We start from the raw sequence: 21036 nt of genomic DNA, 5'->3' as shown, positions 1-21036 counted from the left end.
GGCGATGCGTGCGCGGCCGCCGCCGCGCACGACTCATCGGGACGGGGCGCTCAGGCCTCGGGCGCCGGATGCCTCTCACACCCCGCTGTAGGTGCATGCCGCGCCCGAGGTGCGGTCGGCGGCCGGGCAGCTGGTACGGCCGCAACTCGGGCAGCGTGGGGCGGTGGAGCCGGCGTACTGCACCTGCAGCTCCTCGGCCACGCGGCCGCGGCCCCACAGCCTGATCGCGTCGACGGGAACGGGGCCGGCCATGTCGACGCGCACGACGACGTCGAACTCGCTCGACGAGCGGTCGTCGTAGGGGCGGATCGTCACGTCGCCGTCGGCCGGCAGCGGGATCTGGCCGGCCAGGCGCTGCGGGGCGAGCACGAAGGTGTGCACGGCCTGGTGGTGGCCCTCCTGCAGTTCGTACGGAGTGATGGCGAGTGCCGTCAGCGGCGACACCCTGTCCTCCTCGGTGCCGAGGGCCGCCGTGAGGAAGTCGTCCCAGGCGACAGTGCCGTCGCCGGCCTCGTCGCCGACCCTGCGCGCGGCGAACGGCGCGAGCGGGTCATCGGTCACCGGCTGCACCCGGGTGGCCGAGCCGTAGAGCGAGTCGAAATCGACCTGCTCCTCGAGAAGCGCGAGCCTCTTCAGCGCGACGGCCTCCAGCACGGCATCCTTGCCCATGTTCTCCCGGAGGATGGTGCGTGCGTTGTTGGGCAGGTGCGGCAGGTCGTTGTCGAGGGCATCGAGGTCGATCGCCTGGTCGTGAACCTGCAGCACATCGCGGATGGCGCGGAGAAGCTCCTCGAAGGCCGCAGCACGCCAGCCCCGACGGACCAGGCCGGCCGCCACCGACCTGTGCAGCCGGCGGGTGGCCTCGGCGTCGACATCGCTGGCGCGGGCTATGCGCATGGCGAACGGGAGCGAAGCCGCATCCGCCGTGCGCGCCTGCGCCTCGTCCCACTCCGGACGCGCCTTCCACGGCGTGCGGAGCGCCGTGGCCATCAGGTCCATCCAGGCGCGCGTCTGCTCGGAGAGGCTGCCGAGCCTGTACTCCTCGCGCCGGGCCGCCATGGCGCGGTCATTGATGGCGTGCAGGCGCTGCTCGGTCTCGATGATGCGGCGGTTGAACTGGGACCAGCGCCGGTAGTACCTCATCACCAGGATCGTGGCGACGAGGACCAACAGGATGAGCGCGGCCAGGGCGGTCCAGTACCACGAGGGCCACCAGTCCGGCCGGCCGACGGGGTCGATCAGGTCGACGGCGATGACGGCGCCGGCGAGCAGCGCGAGCACGCCGATCAACACGGCGAGGCCGCCGTAGAAGGCGTTGCGCAGACGGGCGAGAGCCCCGGGCTGCGGGATGGCGAGGGAGTCGACCTCGCGCTCGAACGACGCAGCGGCCGCCGCCGCCTTGGCACGCTCCAGGTCGATGCGATTGAGCAGGTAGGAGCCGAAGTTCGAGCCCTGGCGCGACTGCCAGGCCGTGAGTTCGGAACTCATGGCGTCGGCTCGCTCGAGCCGTGCCGCTGCCGTGCCGGCTCTGGCATCGATCTCGCCGAGCTGGCGGGCCGAGAGCTTGAGCACGTTCTCCAACCGCCGGTATTCGTCGACGGCCGAGTCCAGGTCCTTCTTCGGCTCCCTGTCCTTCGCAGCCCGCTGGTCGCTCGCCTCGATGGCGACCCTCGTCAGGACCACGGCGTCGCCGTCGACGACGGCCGCCCCGTGGTAAACGAGGTAGGACTCCAGTTCGGCGACCCGCGCACGGTGCCCGTATTCGGTCTCGACGGCGGCTGCACCCTCGATCTCGATGGCGGCGATCTCGTCGCGCGCCTCCTGCTGGAGCTCGCCGATGCGGGTGGCCACGGCCAGCTGCGACTCCCAGTCGAGCGGGCCGATAAACGTCGGCACGTCTGGCAGGGACAACTCCCGGGGAACCGGCCAGAGGTCGGTGGGATCGTGCATGACGTCCGAGACACGTCCGAAGACCGGAACCCGTCCCTCGACCTCCTCGAAGCCGCGGTCGGCCAGATCGGCACCGCCGTCGATCGATCCGAACACCATCTCACGCAGCGCAGCCCACAGTTTCGGCGTCGAGCGCGCACTGAAGGGTGGCACCGGCTGCGCCAGTTCAGCGCTGACCCTGTGCTGCTCGACACTGATGCGCTCCAGCGAATCGGCCAGGGCCCTGTCGCGCGCATCGAGGGTCTCGACCCCCGACCCGACCACCAGCATGCCGTCGTCTCCCTGCAGGCGGCGGCCCAGCATCCGTGCCACCCCACGCTTCACGTACTGCGCATAGGCACTGGGGGCGTGCCCGACGGCCGAGGCATCGAAGCGGGCGAAGCGGGCCAGCTGCTCGACGATCGAGACGTGCTCCTTCGCGCTCAGCTGCCCACCGTCATCAGGCCTGTAGACGAGCACGGCGTTGTCGAGCTGCATGGCCGAGTCGACCATGTTCGAGCGGTAGAGCTCGATCTGGTCGAGTGGGATGACCGAGGTGCCGTCGGCGAGAACGCCGCTGTACGGATCGACGACGTGCGAGCCTGGGTCGGCCGCGTGCCGCAGCACATCGCGGGTGACGCGCTGGGCCAGGCCCTCGGTGGCCACGCCGCCGACGAACACCCGGGAGATCCAGACGTTGCCCTCGGCGGAGCGGTCCCGGTCGATGAGCTCGACGGATCCGAGGGGCAGGCCGTTCCAGAGACCTGACGCCGTCACGACGTGCATGAGGGTGAAGCCGGCGAACCTGTCGTCGTCCCGCACGAAGGCATCCCCCGCCCACGGCGACACGCGGTCCTCAGGCGAGGCGATGAGGGTGACGGAGTCGTCGCCCGTCACCCACTCCACGCGGCGCTGCAGCTGGTACTCCGTCGGCGAGCAGATCAGGGTGATGCGGGAGAGGTCGTTGCGCTGCTGGGTGATGTTGGCTCCAGCGACCTCCTGGGGCACGGAGTGCCGAACGTACGACGCCACGAGGGCCGAGATCTCGTCCTGGGCGGCATCCAGCTCACGATCCGGCACGACAGAACGCACCGTGACGAGGCGCACCAGCCGCAGCGACTGCCGCGCCAGGACCTCGAACAGGTCGGTCTGCACGGTCGAGAAGGCGCCGTCCTCCGAGCGTCCGAAGACCGACGCCGTGATGTGCGGCGGCCCCATCGGCTCGCGGTGCACGTCCTCCGGGCGCACCCAGAGCGCCGGTCCGAGGTACTTCAGCTCGGTCCAGGCGCTCGCGAGTTCGAGCAGGCGCTCGCCCTGCTCGCCGCTCGGCAGCAGAACGATGCTGAGCGACCCGCCATCCCACAGCGTCTCGGCCATCTACACGCCCGACCGCTCTTCCCGCATCTCGCTCACGCAGTTGACCAGGTCGTCGATCGCCTTCACGACGGTTCCCCTGATCTCCCACGACACGGGATAGGTGTACACGCTCGTCACCGAGTCCTGCTCGACGACGTCGGTCTCGAAGTGGCGCTTCTCGTCGGCGAGGAACGCGAGCACGGCGGCCTTACGCACGGCCCAACTGTCGCCGGCCGCACCGGCACGCTCGGGCTGGGGATGGGCTGCGGATGCCGGCATGACGCCGTTGCGGATCCAGTCGTTCAGCACCGGAGCGAGCTGGCGATCCGTTCCCCCGAGGTCGAGCAACTGGTGGTAGGCGTGCAGTGGTGCGAGCGATCCATCGGCGTTGCACAGCGCGAGGGCGACTGTCAGCGACTCCATGACGACGCCGACGAAGTCGTTCGACAGGGCGATGTCGGGATGCAGCAACGGATGCGGGAAGGCGGCGTTGCGCTTGCGGGCGACGTCCCAGATCTCGATCTTGGGGCCACGGATGGCGTCGTTGCCCTGCACGGCGAGCAGGCTGAGCGTCTTGGCCGCGAACCAGCCGCGCACCATGGCGTCGAACACCTCGGGGCTGGCCGGAGCGGACTCGCGGAGCAGCCGCGCCCGCTTCCACTTCCAGAACGCCGCACGCGACTCGGGCGAGTTCGACTCCACCATCCACGACTTCGCGATCGGCGCCATGATCGAGTCCATCACGATCGGCTGGTACGGGAAGCCCAGCATCGCGAAGATCTCCACGCTGTCGACCTTGGCGTCCTTGAACCAGCCCGGGGACACGTTCTCGTCCCAGAGGCCCTGTGCCGCCAGCACCGACTTGGTGATGTCGTAGAGGTCGGTTCCGACGGCGAACGGGATGGAGCTGAAGACGGTGCGGATGCCGTCGCCGAGGGCCTTGCCGTGAACCTCGGAGAGCAGGCTCGGGTTGAGCTTCACGAGCGGCTCGCTCGAGCCGAGGGCGGCCTGCAGCTGCTCGCGGAAGCGGTCCTTGCGCTGCTTGTACTCGTTGGCGCCGAGGGCATCCTCGTCGAAGTACCCGCGGATGTCCTCGCGGATGTAGGCCTCGAACGCGGTGCCGGGCCTCAGCATCCAGTTCTTCGCCCGGGTGACGTAGTCGCTCGGCTCATTCGCGAAGGCGAACTTCGGCCTGCGCGCATCCGTCGCCCGCTCCCCTATCGAGGCCGTGACGCTCGGCACCCAGGTGCGGCGGTAGTCGAGGAGATGCCACGGCTCCGCGGACTCGACCTCGACGTCGCCCGGAGTGCCCAGGAGCACCTGCTCCATGATGTCGAGCATGGCGTTGTCGGTCTTCGACTCCAGCGAGGAGGCGAGCACGAGCCTGTCGAACTCTGCGGGATACGCGGTGTGCTCGACGAGCAGGCGCTCGTTGGGTGCCGGCTCGTACTTGCGCGGCACCGTGGACGATCCGCGTTCCGGCCAGAAGTCGTAGTCGTTCTCGCGGCCGTCGGCGCGGGTGCGCTCCTTCACGTGTCCGCGGAGGGCGTCGAGGCTCTGCGCCAGCATCTCGCGCAGCGGCTCGAGGAAGTCGGCGCGCACCTCGGTGAGCAACTGCGACGCCGAGTCGCGCAGGCTCGCCTCCGACTGCCACTCGAAGCCCTGCACGGCACGGTCGATGGCATCCGCCAGGGCGTCGTTGTCGGGCCTGATGGAGTCGACGTTCGGCGCGCTCGCGAGCGACTCGTTCACCAGTCCCGACAGCCGGCGCTCCCAGCCGCGGTGCTGCTCGGCTTCGTTGAGGAGCTGGTCGGATGCGGCCTTCACGGTGCGCGAGAGGCGCGAGAGCAGCTCCACGGTCACGGCGAGTCCGCGCTGGGCGATGGAGCGCTCCACGGCGGCGATGATGACGCCGGGCTGGGTGTTGATCCACTCGCGCAGCTTCACGCCGCGGTTGCCGCGGTCCTGCTCGAGGTAGCGGCCGACGTTCGAGGAGTAGAACACGAGCAGGCGGTCGGCCCAGTCGGAGGCGCTGAGCCCACCGGTCTTGTCGAGCGAGGCGCGATCGCTGGTCTTGGTGAGGAGGGCGTTGCGCAGTTCGTCGGCCAGGGCGTCGAGCTGCGTCGTCGCGCGCAGGGCGTCGATGACGTCATTGCTCTCCTCGCGCTCCTCGTCGAGTCCGCTCTCCTTGATGAAGCCCTCGATGACCTGGCTGGCCCGGTGCTCGATCCACTCGGTCTGGGTGCGCTCCTTGAAGAGCTTGTCGGTCTCCATGTGCGCGTAGAGCATCTGGTCGACGACGGAGCGGGCGAAGCGCTCGCCGGCGTAGTCGAGGAAGCGCTCACGACCCAGGGTGACCCGGCCGAAGCCGATCGAGGAGAACGGCGGCGTCTGGTCGAGCTGGCTCATCAGCCGGGTGTTGTCGGCGAGCACGTTGGCCCCGACGTTGGCCGTCCAGTTGGTGATGGCGTACTCGTCGAGGTCGCCCTGCACCTTGTCGTCGGTCATCCACGCGCTCACGCTGGTGGAGACGGCGGAGTACACCTCGCTCTGATTCGCGAAGGCGACCTTGGAGTTCTGGCGTCCGACGATGAACGGGTAGGCGGCTCCGACGCGATCGCGGGCTCCACCGTACGAGGGCTGCAGGCCGCGGGCCCTGAACAGCTCCATGGTCGACGCTGAGGGGTCGCGGGTCCAGAACCCCGACATGGTCTCCGTGATGGCGGCGAGGGCATTGCTCGGGATGCCGGCGGAGCCCTTGACCTGGTCGAAGACGTCGGGAGCGAACAGCAGGCTGAAGAAGTTGTACGCCCAGTCCTCGCTCTTGGCCACCTCCTTCACGGTCTCGATCACGTCGAGGTACTGCCCGGCACCGGATCCACCGGCGACGGACGACGCCACGATGACCGTCGGGCTCGGGGTGACTCCGGCGCGCGGCTTGGCGCCGAGGAACTCCCCCAGGGTCTCGAGCTGGCCGAGGGCGTTGGCATCCGTCATGCGGTTGATCGCGTTGCGGGCGGCTGCGGATACGTCGCCGAGCTTCGAGAGCACGACAGTGCGGCCGACGGCGCGGAACTGGCCGGCGCCCTTCGCGACGGTGACGGGCACCCTGGAGGCGTCGGGCAGTTGACGGCGCACGTCGGCCTCGACGTCGGCCGCGATGCGTCCGCCGTGGACGACGGAGCCGTAGACGGTCTCGTAGCTGGCACCCGAGGAGACCAGGCCGAGGTAGTTCTCTGGCGGCAGGAACGGATAGACGTAGTCCGTGCCGTCCTGCGAGACCGGGGTGTCGATGTGCAGCATCTGCCACGCGGTCGGCAGGCCGCCGGTCCATCCGGCCTTCTGGAGGCGCAGCTCGAGGGCGTGCCTGAGGCCACGGAGTGTCTTGCCGCCTGAGCCGCCGACGCCGATGATGAGGAATGGTCTGAGCATCTGATGATCCTGTTCCTGGAGGGACTGTGTGAGTCAGGGGCGCCGTCGAGGCGGCGGAGGTGGTGTGGAACCGGGGCCGGTGCCGGGGCTTGTGCCGGGGCCGGTGTGCGACTCGGGGGTCGACCGAGGTGGTGGCGTGCCGGGGTCCGATCCGCGGCGGGGCGGGGTTCCGGATGCCGATCCGCGGGTGGGCGGGGGCGGCGGCGTCGCGCCCGATGCCGAGCGACGGGTCGGAGGAGGCGGCACGTCGGAGGACGCCGGTGTCGCTGCTGCACTGCTCGCGGGCGAGCCGGACGCCTTCTCCCCGGCGCGGGCGGCGGCGGCCCGGTCTGCCGCGGCGTCGCTCTCGGCCAGGGCGTCGCGAGCGGCGGCGATGCGCGGCCAGAGCGGTGCAGCACCGAGCACGGTCTTCATGCGCTCGGAGAACGCGGCCGGGTTCAGGGGCTCGCTTCGGCTGTAGACCACGAGCGTGCCCGGCACGCCGGTCTCGGCGGACGCGCCGCGCAGCTCGTTCTCGGACACTGTGACGGCCCAGAGGCGCGGCAGGCTGCCGGCGAACGGAGTGACACGGCCGTGCGACGAGCTCGGCGCCGCTGCACCGCGAGCGCCGCTGGCGGCATCCGGGGCGAAGACCCTCTCGCCATCTCTAGCGACGATCTCGAACCACGGCTGCCCGAACGGGTTCCACGGCGTGCGGGCGCGCAGCGCCCCGAGACGCCGGTCGGGGAAGCGCCGGGCGTCCTTCGCGTTGGCCTGGAAGGCGAACTGATCGGTTCCGATCTCGGCGGAGCGCAGGTCGATGCCGCGCCCGGCGATGCCGTCCGCGCTGACCACCACCGGGAACTCCGCCCGCAGGAGGCCGTCGCCATGCAGGATGCGGGAGGTCGCCAGGTTGAGCACCCAGAGCAGCGCCAGCGGCAGCAGGATGCCGAGGAGCACGAGGAGCAGGATCAGTCCGCCGAACAGGGCGACGCTGAACTCCTTGGTCGAGGTGAAGCTCACCGGAACGCTGAGGGGAAGGCTCGCCCCGCTCGCATCACGGGACTCGAAGTCGAAGGTGGCGGTGACGGCCGAGTCGGCGGCGACAGGGTTGGCCGCTGTGAGGGTCACTGTGATGGACTGCCCCTGCGCCACGGCGAGGCATCCGTCGGCATCGATCCTCGTGCCGGGCTCGGCGTCGGCGGTGAAGGTCCAGCCGGCCGAGCGGTCTGTCGAGTCGTCGACGGATGCCGGCGCGAACGGCTGCGGGAAGCACAGCGTGCCGTTGCCCGCCTTCGGTCCGTTCACGAACACGGTTCCCGCTGCGGAGCCGTCGGTTCCGGTGAGGGTGGTCCAGTCGTCGTTGGCCGTGACAGTGGGGAAGGCATCCGGGAGGGCGACCGAGACCGACTGCTCGGCGCTCAGCGGGGCCAGCGCCAGCCCGTGATCGGCCGTTTTGAGGGTGAGATCGGCGCGCACGGCGAGCGAGGTCCCATCTCCGTCGGCTTCGGCGGGCACCGTGGTCTCGAAGGTGCCGTCGGCGGCCGGCTGCACGACGGTGGCCGAGGCCTCGGCGCCGCTGCCTGTCGTCACCGTGAGCTCCGAGTCGTAGTCGGCGAGGTCGACCTGGCTCCCGTCGGTGCGGACAATGGAGCCGCGCACCGTCGCGTCCTGGCCGCGGACGATGGCGTTGTCCTCGTCGAAGGTGACGACGAGTCCGCTCAGCAGGTACAGGTCGGTGCCGTCGGTGCTCGGACCCCAGACCCATCGCCCGGTGTCGCTGGCGGGGTCGACCGTCACCTGCGTGGCGACGCCGCTCGGGTTGCTGATGGCGACGGCATCACTGCTGTCGTCGGATGCCGCGTGCTTCGTGCCGTCTGGCGCCGTGAGCGTCCAGTCGGCCTGCGACGTGGTGATGATGAACTGCGCGACGCCGCGATCGATCTCGAAGCCGCCATCGGCGTCGAAGTCGCTCTCCTGGCCGCCGGCGAGCTGGGCGCCCAGCTGCAGGAAGACGCTGGCGAGCGACGACGGGTCGGTCGCCGCGAGGTAGAGGCCGCTGGCATAGTCGTCCGGGATCGGATGCTGCGCGCAGGTCAGCGATCCGTCAGCCGACTCGGACTCGACGAGGGGCTGCATCGCGGCCACCCGTTGCGCCGCCGCGCTGCCTGCAGCGGGAGGCCTGGAGTTCAGCAGCACGCCGACCACGACGACCTGCTGCTGACGCAGGGCGTTGAAGGCGCCGTTCCCGTCGGCCGGGGCGTGGCCCGAGGCCATGATCTGCTCGCCGCACAGGTCGTTGAGGGCGTCGTCACTGGCCTGGTCGGTGCCGAGGTCGATGGCGCCGTCAGTCAGCCACACCAGCATCTGGCATCCGTTCGACGACGCGCTCTGGGTGCTCAGGGCGTCCTGCGCTCCGGCGATGCCCGCCGCCCAGTTGGTGGCGCCGAGAGGACCCTGGTTCTGGATGAGGCTCGCCATGGCATCGGCCTGGGCATCGGCGCTGGCCGCGTCGACACCGGCCCACGGGCTTCCGGGCTTGAAGGTGCTGCCGAAGAAGCCGACCGAGTAGCTCACGGCCGTGGCAGGCAGTTGGGCGAGCTGGCGCAGGCTGTTCGCCAGGATGTCGGCGCGCATCTTGTCGGGGTCGGTGGCGTCGTCACCGTCGATCTCGCTGAACAGGCTGCCCGATGCGTCGACGAGGTAGTAGACGTCGAGGGCGCGGCGTTCGCCGCCGGAGCTCAGGCAGGTGCGCACGTCGGCGATGGCCGCCTCTCCGATGGCGGAGAGGGGGGTGTCGGCGGCGGCGACACTGATGGGCGCCGGGGTTGCGATGCCCGCCGCTGTCGCCGCGGTCACGGTCGTGGTCGACTCTGGGGCCGCGGCCTGGGCCGGAGCCGCGGCTGACGCAGCGAGAAGGCCGAGCACCATGGCGGCGATCGCCACGCGGGTCCGTCGCATCCGCCCGGTCATGCTCTGCCGGCTCATGCGCTGGCGAGTCATGCTCTGCCCGATTCCCTGGCTGCGCCGGTCATGACAGACCCCAGCTGTCACTGAGGGCGACATCGACGATGTAGGCGATGTTCACGACATGCCAGATTCCGAGCACGACGGATGCCCCGGCCAGCCAGCGCAGGGCGCTCGCGTACCGCGGCACGGCGACGAAGTAGCGGTCGCGCAGGCCGTTGCGCTCGCTCACGCGGTTCCAGCCGAGGGCGATCACGACGAGGACCGGCGTGAACAGGTACCCGAGGATGGGCAGGGCGACGGCGTCGGGCGGCACTATCGGCAGCACCAACCAGGAGACCACCTGCTGCTGCCGCGCGATCACGAGCTCAACGATGATGAGCACGACGCTGATCCCTGTCGAGGCCAGGGCGACGATGAGTGGCCACGGGCTCTGCTGCCACACGTGACCCCGGGAGACTGGGGCGCCGGCACGAGGGGCGGCGCTGCGCGATGTCACCATGCGGCGGTCCCCCTTCTGCCCAGCGCGAAGCCGGAGGCGTGGTGTCAATGTATCGAGTGGGTCAGACTGACACGAGGGCGCATCCGGGGCGCCTCGAACGAAACTATTGGTCAGGCCCGAAAAGACGCTGTGAATAGTGCATGGATCCACCCCAGTTGGAGGGTCGAAAACGGGGATTCAGCTGCAAGAGGGATGTGCGCTAGCTGTGATAACCCTGAACGGCCGCACTCGGCACTCCACCACGAGGTCGGCCGAAGTCATCGGCACGCAGGCCCGCGGCATCCGTATCCCGGATACGACGAACGGGCCGCCACCCGAAGGTGACGGCCCGTTCGCAAGAAGTTCGCGTTGTCAGCGAAGAGCTGCCTGCTACTAGCGGCGCAGTCCGAGACGCTCGATGAGCGTGCGGTAGCGCGTGATGTCCACGTCGGAGAGGTATCCGAGCAGACGGCGACGCTGGCCCACCAGGAGGAGCAGTCCACGACGCGAGTGGTGGTCGTGCTTGTGCTCCTTGAGGTGCTCGGTGAGATCCTTGATCCGCTTGGTCATCAGAGCGATCTGGACCTCGGGGGATCCGGTGTCACCGGGGTGGGTTGCGTACTCTTCGATGATCGCCTTCTTGACGTCTGGTTCCAGTGCCATAGGTTGATCCCCTTATCTCTTCATTGCGCGGTGCCCGCAGCCGAATGCTCGAGCTCTCTTTATCCGCGGCCGTTCTGACGGCAACCTGAAGAGTCTACCAGCACCGAGCCGGGTGAGACGACCCGGGTCACGAGGCCTCCCTTTCGCGCGCACTTGTCACTCCGAGGGCACCTCTTGTCGGGACTCATTTCGCCGCGCCGGATGCCGCCGGCGAGGAGATCGTCCCTGTGGCGGAGTACGCGCCCGACTTCGCGACCGAGCGGGGGCGAGCTCTCGGCCGTGCCTGAAGTGAGCGTCGGCACGCTTCTGTTCTGCGATCGACTCTTCGACGCGACGCTTCTGCTGTGGGATCTGCGGTCGTCGCCTCGGGCTGGGTGATCGCACTCCTCCACAGCCTCTGACCTGGCTCGCTGTTTCCACACCTTGTGGATGAGAATTTCCTGATCAACGGGTGTATTCAGGGGTTCGAGTGTCGGTGGGTGTTCGTAGCGTGGGGGTATGGAATCACTGAGGCGACGGATGCGGGAGGCAGTGGCGGCGAACCGTGCCCTACTCGCCGAGGTCGCCGCGGCCGGGGTGCTGGATGGTGTGTCGGAGGAGGATCTGTTGCTCGTCGCCGCCGTGTCGGAGGACGGCGGCCGTGCCCTGGATGCGGTGCGGGTCCTCACGGCGGGGGAGGTCGGCCACCGGTCCCGTCCGATCCTGGGGTCGGAGTCTCTGGCGAAACGGATGGGGTTCCCCACCCCCGCGGAACTGCTGGAGCACCTCACCCGGGTCGGGCTGGCCACAGCGCGGGCTCGGCTGCGGCTCGGGTCCCAGACTCGTCCGAACACGACTCTGACCGGGGAGGTGCTGCCGGCGGAGTTCGACGCCGTCCGGGCGGGCCTGGCGTGCGGGCGTCTGGGCGTCGATTCGGCGCGGATCATCACCCGCATCCTCGGTCAGGCGAAGGTGGGCGCCCCGACCGACACCTACTCGAGGTTCGTACCGGCTGAGCATGAACTGGTGTGTGCGGCCATCGGTGAACCCGTCGAGCCGGGTGCTGTGGCCGAACCTGCGGTGCCGCCCTCTGTCACCGAGATCCACGCGACGACGTGGGCGGCGTACCTGAACCCCGACGGAGCCGAACCGACCGAGAAGGAGTTCGCGTCGCGGGGGTTCTGGTTCCAGCCCGCCCGCAACGGCATGATCCCCTGCGGAGGCTTGGTCGTACCCGAGGTCGCCGGGGCGATGCAGGCGGTGTTCACCTCGATGACGAACCCGCGCCAGTCGCAGAAGTTCATGAGCGACGAGGACCGGGCAGAACTCGAACGACGCGATCAGGAGGACGGGCTGGATCCGGTGCAGCTGAAGGACCCCCGCACCCGCAACCAACGCCAGCATGACGCGCTGGCGACCGTGTTCAACATTGCCGCCCGATCCGGAGAGCTGCCCACCCTGGGCGGAGCAGCGCCGACGATGGTCGTCACCGTGCATGCCGACGACCACGCGTCCGGGCACGGGGTCGGACACGTCGACGGCCTCGACATCCCCATCCCGATGGCCGCCGTGCGGCAACTGTGCTGCGCGAACGGCATCCAACCCGTCGATCTGGCCGCGAACGGGAAGATCCTCGCCCTCGGCACCACGGAACGCTGCTTCAACCGCACCCAACGCCGGGCACTGGACGCCCGCGACGGCGGCTGCGTCATCTGCGGACGCCCCGCCGCCGAGACCGAAGCCCACCACGTGGTGCCCTGGGTGGTCGATCGCAGGACTCACGTCGACAACGGGGTGCTGCTGTGCTGGTTCCACCACCGCACCATCGACACCCGAAACGGCTGGCGAGTACGCATGATCGACGGCAGCCCCCAGATCATGCCCCCACCCGAACTCGGACCACCCGTCTGGCGACCAGCCCGAACATCCCGATTACGACAATCCGACGCACTCCGACAACGCATGCACCGCCGAGAGTAGATCGCGCCGCAGTGGGCAGGTCGACCGCCTATCGACGCCCTCCGAAGCCTCCGCGCGTCGGTCGGTCGCTCAGCCGACCTTCGTCCAGCCGCACTCCTCGGAGCCAGCGGCCACGGGCCTTGGCAGCCCCGTCACTGTGACTACTGCTGGCCGCCGAGGGCGAGGTAGTCGTCGAGGCGCACGATGAACTCCTTGCTCGGCACGTAGCTCGGGTCGGCCAGGGCCTTCTCGTACTCCTGGGCGCACTCATCGATGGCGCTGTCGATCATGAGCTCGTTCATCGCATTCACCTGAGCCTGGTCGAGGGCGACGAGGATTCCGATCGCGCGATTGATGGATTCGGCTCCGGCGAATGCGTAGTCCTTCATTGGTGTCCCCTTCGAGAAGTTCCCCCCAGCGTATCGGGAGGGGGTGGCCGCGCGCAGGCGGTTCGGGTCGCGCCGGCCCAGCGACGAGTCGTCCCGTCGGACGTCGCCGGATACCGGCCGACGCCGATGGATATGCCGCCTGATGTCGGCCGACGCCGACGGATGCAGGCCCGAAGTGGGCCGACCAGCCACCGTGCGGGCATCCGTCGCCACCGTGTGAAGGCATCCGCACCCCCGTGTGAAGGCACGACGGCGGCGAGCCCAGTGTCTTCCGGAGACCCGCCGCGGCGATGCCTTCACACGGCGGAGGTGCGTCGGATCTCGGAGCCCGCGAGGCGTCAGAGCAGGAAGATCGGCAGCGCGCCGGGGTTGTGGGCGTGCACGATCACGAGGAAGACCACCAGGTCGAACAGGAGGTGCACCGTGATCACGTAGCCGAGCGAACGGGTGAGGGTGAAGGTGTAGCCCTGCAGCAGCGCGAACGGGAAGGTGAGCAGCGGACCCCAGCTCTGGTAGCCGAGCTCCCAGAGGAAGGACACGAAGATCACGGCCTGCAGAAGGTTCGCCTGCCAGTTCGGGAAGTGCCGCCGCAGCAGCGTGTAGACGACGCAGATGAAGAACAACTCGTCCCAGATGCCCACGGCGTTCACGCCGACGAGAAGGCGGGCTATGGCGTCTGGCTCGGTCACCGCCGGCCAGTTCATGTAGACGCCGGAGGTGATGAAGTAGAACGGCAGGATCGTCCAGCCGAGCACCAGCACGAGCACGAGGTAGAACCACTGCGCGCGGGTCCAGCGCCCTCCCCCGCGCCACGGGAACCTGATCGCGCGCTCCTTGTACACATAGCGCGACACCAGGTAGGGCACGGCGACGGCGAGGGCGAGCACGGTGCCCATCCGCAGCATGTTGACGTAGCTGATGTCGGCCGCCAGCGAGATCGTCGAGATGATCACGAGCCCGGCGGCGATGAGGGCGAGGTCTCGCAGCAGCGCCCGGTCCACGACGGCGGCAGCAATGAGCCCGGCCGCCAACAGTACGTAGCCGACCCACACGATCTGTGCGCCGAACAGCATGACCGCCGCGGCGCACACCAGGAGTGCCGGCGCCAGCTTCCAGGACAGTCGCGGACGCGCTGGCGTCTCGGCAGTGCTGGCGGCGGTGCTCGGCATGGGGAGAGTCTACGAAACGCGGTGGGTCACGGATGCCCCTCCCCTGTCCGGGGGTCGGGTTAGGCTCGGCACATGAACCGGGGGAATCACACGCACGACGGCAGCATCCGTTCGCACACGACGACGGATGCCGGCGGTCATGCCGCCGGCGACCACCCTGAAGTCGGCGTCCGCAACGCTGTCGGCGACCACCGGCACCGCTCCATCGTTCCCCCCTACCTGCTGGCCGCCATCGCGGCCACCGACGACCCGCGCTTCCAGAACGCCTCGCAGGCCGCGAAGGTCTCACTGGTGCGCGACGGCGTGCGGCTCGGGGAGCCGAATCCGCTCACTCGCAATCCGCAGCCGCGGTCGGCTCGCCCGCGCTCGGCGACTCCCGGTCTGCCGGCGCGCACGATCTCCGACGCAGGGGGCCGCGAGACCCTCCCCGGCGAGGTCGTGCGGCGGGAGGGCGAGCCTGCCACCTCCGATGTGAGCGTCAACGAGGCCTACGAGGGACTCGGCGCCACCTACGAACTGTTCTGGGACGTCTTCGCCCGCGACTCGATCGACGGCAAAGGACTCCCGCTCGACGCCACGGTGCACTACGGCGAGGAGTATGACAACGCCTTCTGGGACGGCGAGCGCATGGTGTTCGGCGACGGCGATGGCGAGGTGTTCACCAGGTTCACGATCGCCATCGACGTGATCGGCCATGAGCTCACCCACGGCGTCACCCAGTTCACGGCGAACCTCGTCTACGAGGGCCAGTCGGGGGCGCTCAACGAGTCGATCAGCGATGTCTTCGGCTCGCTCGTCGCGCAGTTCGCGAAGCGCCAGACCGCCGATCAGGCGACTTGGCTCATCGGCGAGGGACTGTTCACCGACGAGGTGCAGGGTGTCGCGCTCAGGTCGATGAAGGCGCCCGGAACCGCGTACGACGACGACGTGCTCGGCAAGGATCCGCAGCCGTCGCACATGCGCGACTACGACGACACGACGGCCGACAGCGGCGGAGTGCACATCAACTCCGGCATCCCGAACCACGCCTTCTACCTCGTGGCGACGGCGATCGGCGGCAATGCGTGGGAGAAGGCGGGCCAGATCTGGTACGACGCCCTCACCGGCGACGACCTCGCGGCCCGCGCCGACTTCGCCCGTTTCGCGAAGGTGACGACGGATGCTGCTGTCAAACGATTCGGCACGGATGCCGGCGAGACCGATGCGGTGCGCGCGGCCTGGCTCGCTGTGGGAGTCGTCGCCGACGCGTAGCGGTCTCCCGGCGGCAGGCCGGGCGCCCCGACGATCGGGCGGGCGTCGTGCGACCCGGAGTAGCATCGCGTGCATGCTCGTGATCGTCACCCGATCCGGCGGTTTCGCCGGCCTCCGGAGAACCTGGAGCGTACTCGTCGACGAGCAGCCCGACGCCGCGGACTGGCTCGTGCTCCTCGCCGAGCTTCCGTGGGACGAGGTCAGGCCCGAACCGCCCCAACCCGACCGCTTCGTCTACGTCATCCGCTACGAGCGCCAGGGCGGTGCCGCCGGCACGCCGGACACGGCACAGGAATCGCCGCGGCCATCGACAGTGCATCAACTCGCCGATCCACCCGAGCGTGAGGCGACGTTGGCCGAGCAGCAGCTGCAGGGGCCGTGGCGCGAGCTGGTCGATCGGGTGCGAACCGCGGGGTCATCGGCTCCACCGCATCCGAGAACCGACGACGTGGCCGATACAGCGGCCGAGGCCGATGACCCCGACGCAACCGCAACCGACGCCGACACTGCCGCAAAGGCCCCGGGCTCGCACGTCGCCCGCTGACGCCGTTCAGCCCGAGCGCCGCACCAGGCGCGCGACGCCGATGGCGATGAGCGCTTGGGCGCCCAGGTAGGCGGTCATGATGACGGCGTCCTTGAGCGGGAAGTCGAAGCCGGGAAGGAAGCGCCCGAGGGCGAGCAGGGTGTCGGAGAGCACGAACAACGCGCCTCCCGATGCGAGCACGGCTCCCCCGCGGGTCGCGGTGAGTGCCATGGCCCCGAGCACCAGCCCGTAGACCGCGACCGGCACCAGCAGCGCGCCCAGGTGCGGTGCCAGCACCAGGAGGAAGACGACGAACCAGACGGCGTACACGAGTGCCCACCGGGGAGTGCGGCGCAGGCGCAGTGGTCCGACGAAGGCCCCGATGTAGACGAGGTGCGCGAGGAGGAAGGCGAGCAGGCCCAGAACGAAGGTGCTGTCGCCGGGAACGTCGATGACGACGTCGCCGAGCCAGGACAGGCCGATGGCGACGAGCGTCGTGACGGCGGCGGCTCCGAGACCGGATCCCCGACGCGGCCGCAGCGCCAGCACGAAGCCGACGGCCAGGAGCGGCATGAGGATCCACTTGGTGGCGTGGGCGAGCTCCGCCCAGCCGGCGGCGAGCGCCACGATGTGCACAACCGCGACGGCGGCGTAGGGAACGAAGGGGCGCAGGGCCGCGAACCGCCCGAGCGACGTCGGCCCGGCGGCGCGGACAGTGGCGCTCGGTTCGGTCACGGTCGCTCCTCGTCGGCGGCATCGGTCACGCCGATGCGGCGCGATCCCGGTCGATACTATGCGAGCCCGATCCCTGTCTCTGCCCGGCCTCTCGGGATAACCTGATGCCGGGCGGATGCCGATGCCCACTGTGAGGGGGACGTCACCGGGTGAATCCGCTCAAGCTGCTCTCGGAACTCACGCACGACTACGCCTACGTCGTGCACCGGCAGTACCAGGTGCTGCGCTCCGCCGCGGATCCGACCTCGTACCTCCAGGGCACGCGACGACCCGTCGTCATCCTGCCCGGCATCTACGAGGACTGGCGCTTCATGCTGCCGCTGGTCGAGCGGTTGTCCGCCAGCGGGCATCCGGTGCACGTCGTGCCCGAGTTGCGACGGAACCGCGACGTGATCATGGACTCCGCGACCCTCGTCGCGGGTCTGCTGCAGCAGCGCGACCTGCGCGATGCCGTCATCGTCGCCCACAGCAAGGGCGGCCTCATCGGCAAGCAGGTGCTGATCGACGACGCCGCGGCCCAGGCCACCGGCGGGCCTGTACGCGTGGCTCACATGGTTGCGATCAACACGCCCTTCGCGGGCTCGGCCTACGCGCGCTACGCGATCCGACGCGAGCTGCGGGAGTTCTCGCCGACGGATGCGCTGCTGCAGCGCTTCGCGACGATCCTCGACATCAACGAGCGCATCACCTCGATCTTCAGCACGGTCGACCCTGTCGTGCCCGACGGCAGCCTGCTGCCCGGGGCACATCACAACATCCGGATGCCGTTCCTCGGGCACTTCCGCATCCTCGCGGATGTGCGCGTGCTGGCCATCGTCGATGCCATCGCCGATGCGCCGCCGGCGGTTCCCTCCCCCGTTCCGCTGGTCGAGTAGGCCGACCGGGCGGTGGGGACGATCGACGACGAACGGCCCGCCTCCTGAGGATGCGGGCCGTTCATCGCGCGGGGTCTGGCTAGCTGACGCCCTTGAGGTCGATGATGAAGACGAGGGTCTTGCCGGAGAGCTGGTGTCCTCCGCCGGCGGGACCGTAGGCCTGGTGCGGGGGCACGACGAGCTTGCGGCGTCCGCCGACCTTCATGCCGGGGATGCCCTCCTGCCACCCCGCGATGAGGCGGTTCAGCGGGAAGTTGATGGACTGGCCACGGTTCCACGAGGAGTCGAACTCGTCGCCGGTCTCGTACTCCACGCCGAGGTAGTGCACGTCCACCGTCGAGGAGGCCTGGGCCTCATCGCCGTCTCCGACGACGATGTCCTCGATCACGAGGACCTCGGGCGCCGGGCCCTCGGGGAAGTCGACTTCTGGCTTGCTGTTAAGATCGGTCATGGCTCCATCAAACCCGATCCGTTCATCGATTGCACACCGATTCCCCTTGCGGCGAACGCTTCAGGGAGGCATTCTGGTTGTAGGCCAATCTCGTCGGCCGGTCGAGTCGCAGGCACTGCCGCACCACCGGACGACGAGATTTTCTTGTGTCCCGCGCCCCGCCACGGCTGTCGTCGCCACCGTGTGAAGGCATTCCTGCCGCCGTGTGAAGGCAACGGCGGCGCGAGGCCCGGGATACCGGGACAAGCGGCTGCCGGATGCCTTCACACGGCGGCAGCGCGCGGCCGGTGGGGAGAGGCGCGGGGGTCAGTCGGCGAAGACCTTGCCCGGGTTGAGGATGCCCTGCGGGTCGAAGACGTGCTTCACGGCGCGTTGCAACTCGTAGGAGTCGTCTCCGAGCTCGGCGGCGAGCCAACGCCGCTTCAGCAGCCCGACGCCGTGCTCGCCGGTGAGAGTGCCCCCGAGCTCGAGGGCGGTGCGGAACAGCTCGTCGGCCGCTGCCCACACGGCATCGGGAACGGAGTCGCCCGTGTACACGAAGTTCGGGTGCAGGTTGCCGTCGCCGGCGTGGGCGACGGTCGGGATGGCGAGTCCGTGGCGCTCACTGATCCGCGCGATCTCCCGGAACATGTCGGACATCCGCGAGCGCGGCACCGAGACGTCCTCGATGAGCACCTCGCCACCCGCTGCAACAGCCGCGTGGAAGGAGCGGCGGATGGCCAGCAGCCGCTCGCCCGCCGCCGCGTCCGGTGCCAGCCGGGCTTCTCCCCCGGCGGCCTCGAGAACCGGGAGTGCCGATGCGGCCTCCGCGGCGGCCGCTGTGCCGTCGAACTGCACGAGCAGGAACGCCGGTGCCGCGGCATCCGTCGCCCGATCCGGCGTGGTCGGGGATGACGACGCTGCTGTCCTTACCGCTGCTGTCGTCGCGGCTGCTGCCGTCGCTGCTGCCGTCGCCTCGAGCGGCGTGCCCACGAAGGCGCCCTCGCCCAGATGCGCTCGGATCATGGCGAGCGCGACGGGGTCGATGAGCTCCATCACCGCTGGACGGAGCCTGGCTGCTGTGACGGATGCTGCTCCTCCTGCAGCGGCTGCCACGTCGCCGAAGAACACCCCGAGCGTCACGGGCTCGCCCTCGGGAATCGGCCGCAATCGCACCGTCGCCTCGACGATGACGCCGAGAGTCCCCTCGGACCCCGTGAACAGGGCTGTGAGGTCGTAACCCGTGACGCCCTTGACCGTGCGGTGGCCCGTGCGGATCAGCCGGCCGTCCGCCAGCACCACTGCGAGGCCGAGGACGGCCTCACGGGTGACGCCGTACTTCGCGCAGAGCAGTCCGCCCGCGTTGGTGGCGATGTTGCCGCCGATCGATGAGATGGCCTTCGACGCCGGATCCGGAGCGAACCACAGACCGTGGGGCAGCACAGCGCTGTTGAGGGCGTCGTTGATCACGCCGGGCTCGACGACGGCGAGCTCGTTCTCGGCGTCGATCTCGAGCACGCGGTCCATGCGCGAGACGTCGAGCACGATGCATCCGTCGCTGCCGATGGCCCCTCCGGCCAACCCGGTTCCGGCGCCGCGAGGCACGACCGCGATGCCGTGCTCCGTCGCGAACCGCAGTGTCGCCTGCACCTCGTCGATCGACGTGGCGTAGACGACGGCGAGCGCCCGCTCCGCCGCGACGAAGCCCGAGCGATCGGCACGGGCGGACTCGATGGTGGCGGCATCCGTCAGAACGATGTCGCCGAGGGCGTCGCGCAGCAGGTCGATCAGTGCCATGCGATCAGCCTAGGACCGCGGTGCGCGCGGGCCCGCGCCGTCAGGATCGGGTCGGCACCACGGGGGCTGACCCGTCCTACTTGCCCGCAGCCGCCTTCTCGCGGGCCTTCTCGGCGGCCTTGTCCGAGGCGTTCCTCGCGGCCTCGCGGGCCACCTCCAACTCGGCGGCAGCGGCCTCGACGGCGTTCTCGGCACGTTGAACCCGGCGGCTTTCGAAGGTGTCTGCACCGAAACGGGCTCGCACGCGGTCCTTCTTCTCCTCGACGCCCGTCACGATGTACGCGCCGGCGATCAGGATCACCTGGCTGGAGAGGTTGAGCCAGAGCAGCAGGGCGATGAGCGATCCGAATGACGCCAGCAATGGATTGCTGGTCGCGCCGCCCACGAACAGGCTGGAGAGCACCTGCAGCACCGTGAGTCCGATGCCGCCGAGGATGGCCCCCGTCCACAGCGAGCGGGCATCGGGGCGCAGGCCCGACAGCATCCGGAACATGATGGCGACCACGAGGGTGTCGATGACGAAGATCACCAGGATGCTCACTGCACGCGTGCCGGCGTCGGCCAGCCAGGAGGCCCCGGCCCAGGAGAAGACGGAGTCGAGGGCCGCGGTGCTGAAGTACGTGACGGCGGCGGCGGCGAGCAGGGCAGCACCGAAGCCGATGGCGAGACCGAGGTTCCGCAGGATAAGCCAGAGGAAGAACGTGCTGTCATTCGGCTGGTCGGCGATGTTGCGGAATGCCGTCTGCAGGGAGCCGATGGCACCGATGGCCGTGCCGACCAGACCGACGAGCGCCAGGATGCCGGCGACCCCGAGCGTGATGGGCTGCACGAGATCCTTCGGATCGATGAGGTTGCCCTCGCCGATGAGTCCGGGGATGGTGCTGTTCACGGCTCTGATGAGCGCGTCCATGGCCTCGGTGTTCCCGGCCAGCCAGATGCCGGCGATGGCGAAGCCGAGGAACACTCCGGCGAACACGGAGAACAGCACCCTGTAGGTGACGCTGTCGGCGAGCATCGGGCCGTGGTGCTCGCTGTAGAGCAGGAACGCCCGCACGGGCTTCGTGCCGAGGGCCCAGGCTGTGGCCTTCTTCAGGAATCCGTCGTCGCTCATGCTCAACAGGC

The 21036-nt window shown here is 69.4% G+C and carries 15 protein-coding genes; 4 read left to right on the top strand and 11 right to left on the bottom strand.

The window, feature by feature from the left end; genetic code table 11:
* Positions 1-75: 75 nt before the first annotated feature.
* From ASF30_RS07165 to rpsO, 5 genes are all read right to left on the bottom strand, one after another.
* Positions 76-3306, bottom strand: a complete 3231-nt coding sequence (locus ASF30_RS07165) for a hypothetical protein (RefSeq protein WP_055903893.1) — start codon at positions 3304-3306, stop codon at positions 76-78.
* On the bottom strand, positions 3307-6717 hold the full coding sequence (locus tag ASF30_RS07160; protein ID WP_055903890.1) for a tubulin-like doman-containing protein: 3411 nt from the start codon (positions 6715-6717) through the stop codon (positions 3307-3309).
* A 33-nt stretch (positions 6718-6750) separates the two neighbouring features.
* Entirely contained in the window at positions 6751-9684 is a 2934-nt protein-coding gene (locus ASF30_RS07155; protein ID WP_157497058.1) for a hypothetical protein, read from the bottom strand.
* 43 nt (positions 9685-9727) lie between these two features.
* Positions 9728-10165 carry a hypothetical protein gene (locus tag ASF30_RS07150; RefSeq protein WP_055903884.1) on the bottom strand — a complete coding sequence of 146 codons (438 nt, stop codon included), beginning with the start codon at positions 10163-10165 and terminating at the stop codon, positions 9728-9730.
* Positions 10166-10537: 372 nt separating this feature from the next.
* Complete coding sequence (gene rpsO / locus ASF30_RS07145) at positions 10538-10807, bottom strand: 30S ribosomal protein S15 (RefSeq protein WP_055903881.1); 270 nt, start codon at positions 10805-10807, stop codon at positions 10538-10540.
* Positions 10808-11305: 498 nt separating this feature from the next.
* Between rpsO and ASF30_RS07140 the strand changes: the two genes are divergently transcribed.
* Positions 11306-12766, top strand: coding sequence for an HNH endonuclease signature motif containing protein (locus ASF30_RS07140; RefSeq protein WP_157497056.1), 1461 nt, complete (start codon positions 11306-11308; stop codon positions 12764-12766).
* A gap of 140 nt (positions 12767-12906) precedes the next feature.
* Here the strand turns inward: ASF30_RS07140 and ASF30_RS07135 are convergent, their stop codons facing one another.
* Complete coding sequence (locus tag ASF30_RS07135) at positions 12907-13134, bottom strand: hypothetical protein (RefSeq protein ID WP_055903874.1); 228 nt, start codon at positions 13132-13134, stop codon at positions 12907-12909.
* A gap of 338 nt (positions 13135-13472) precedes the next feature.
* Positions 13473-14303: a CPBP family intramembrane glutamic endopeptidase gene (locus ASF30_RS07130; RefSeq protein WP_055903871.1), complete on the bottom strand. Its 831-nt coding sequence runs from the start codon at positions 14301-14303 to the stop codon at positions 13473-13475.
* A gap of 72 nt (positions 14304-14375) precedes the next feature.
* On the opposite strand from ASF30_RS07130, the gene ASF30_RS07125 reads away from it, so the two are divergent.
* Both ASF30_RS07125 and ASF30_RS07120 read left to right on the top strand, forming a co-directional pair.
* Entirely contained in the window at positions 14376-15554 is a 1179-nt protein-coding gene (locus ASF30_RS07125) for a M4 family metallopeptidase (protein ID WP_082467564.1), read from the top strand.
* Positions 15555-15627: 73 nt separating this feature from the next.
* On the top strand, positions 15628-16098 hold the full coding sequence (locus ASF30_RS07120; RefSeq protein ID WP_055903870.1) for a protealysin inhibitor emfourin: 471 nt from the start codon (positions 15628-15630) through the stop codon (positions 16096-16098).
* A 6-nt stretch (positions 16099-16104) separates the two neighbouring features.
* Here ASF30_RS07120 and ASF30_RS07115 read toward each other — a convergent pair whose 3' ends face one another.
* Positions 16105-16812 carry a lysoplasmalogenase gene (locus tag ASF30_RS07115; RefSeq protein WP_082467562.1) on the bottom strand — a complete coding sequence of 236 codons (708 nt, stop codon included), beginning with the start codon at positions 16810-16812 and terminating at the stop codon, positions 16105-16107.
* Between the two features lie 149 nt (positions 16813-16961).
* On the opposite strand from ASF30_RS07115, the gene ASF30_RS07110 reads away from it, so the two are divergent.
* Positions 16962-17687 carry an esterase/lipase family protein gene (locus ASF30_RS07110; RefSeq protein ID WP_055903868.1) on the top strand — a complete coding sequence of 242 codons (726 nt, stop codon included), beginning with the start codon at positions 16962-16964 and terminating at the stop codon, positions 17685-17687.
* A gap of 79 nt (positions 17688-17766) precedes the next feature.
* On the opposite strand, the gene ASF30_RS07105 is transcribed toward ASF30_RS07110, so the two are convergent.
* The 3 genes from ASF30_RS07105 to ASF30_RS07095 form a co-directional block, all read right to left on the bottom strand.
* On the bottom strand, positions 17767-18138 hold the full coding sequence (locus ASF30_RS07105; protein ID WP_055903867.1) for an FKBP-type peptidyl-prolyl cis-trans isomerase: 372 nt from the start codon (positions 18136-18138) through the stop codon (positions 17767-17769).
* Between the two features lie 306 nt (positions 18139-18444).
* Complete coding sequence (locus ASF30_RS07100) at positions 18445-19914, bottom strand: FAD-binding oxidoreductase (RefSeq protein WP_055903865.1); 1470 nt, start codon at positions 19912-19914, stop codon at positions 18445-18447.
* 76 nt (positions 19915-19990) lie between these two features.
* The gene (locus tag ASF30_RS07095; protein WP_055903862.1) at positions 19991-21025 is read right to left on the bottom strand and encodes a YihY/virulence factor BrkB family protein; all 1035 of its coding nucleotides are present in this window, start codon (positions 21023-21025) and stop codon (positions 19991-19993) included.
* Positions 21026-21036 lie beyond the last annotated feature (11 nt).

Source organism: Leifsonia sp. Leaf264 (genome assembly GCF_001422325.1).
Classification (GTDB): Bacteria; Actinomycetota; Actinomycetes; order Actinomycetales; family Microbacteriaceae; genus Orlajensenia.
This window is presented reverse-complemented; position numbering and strand designations above follow the sequence as displayed.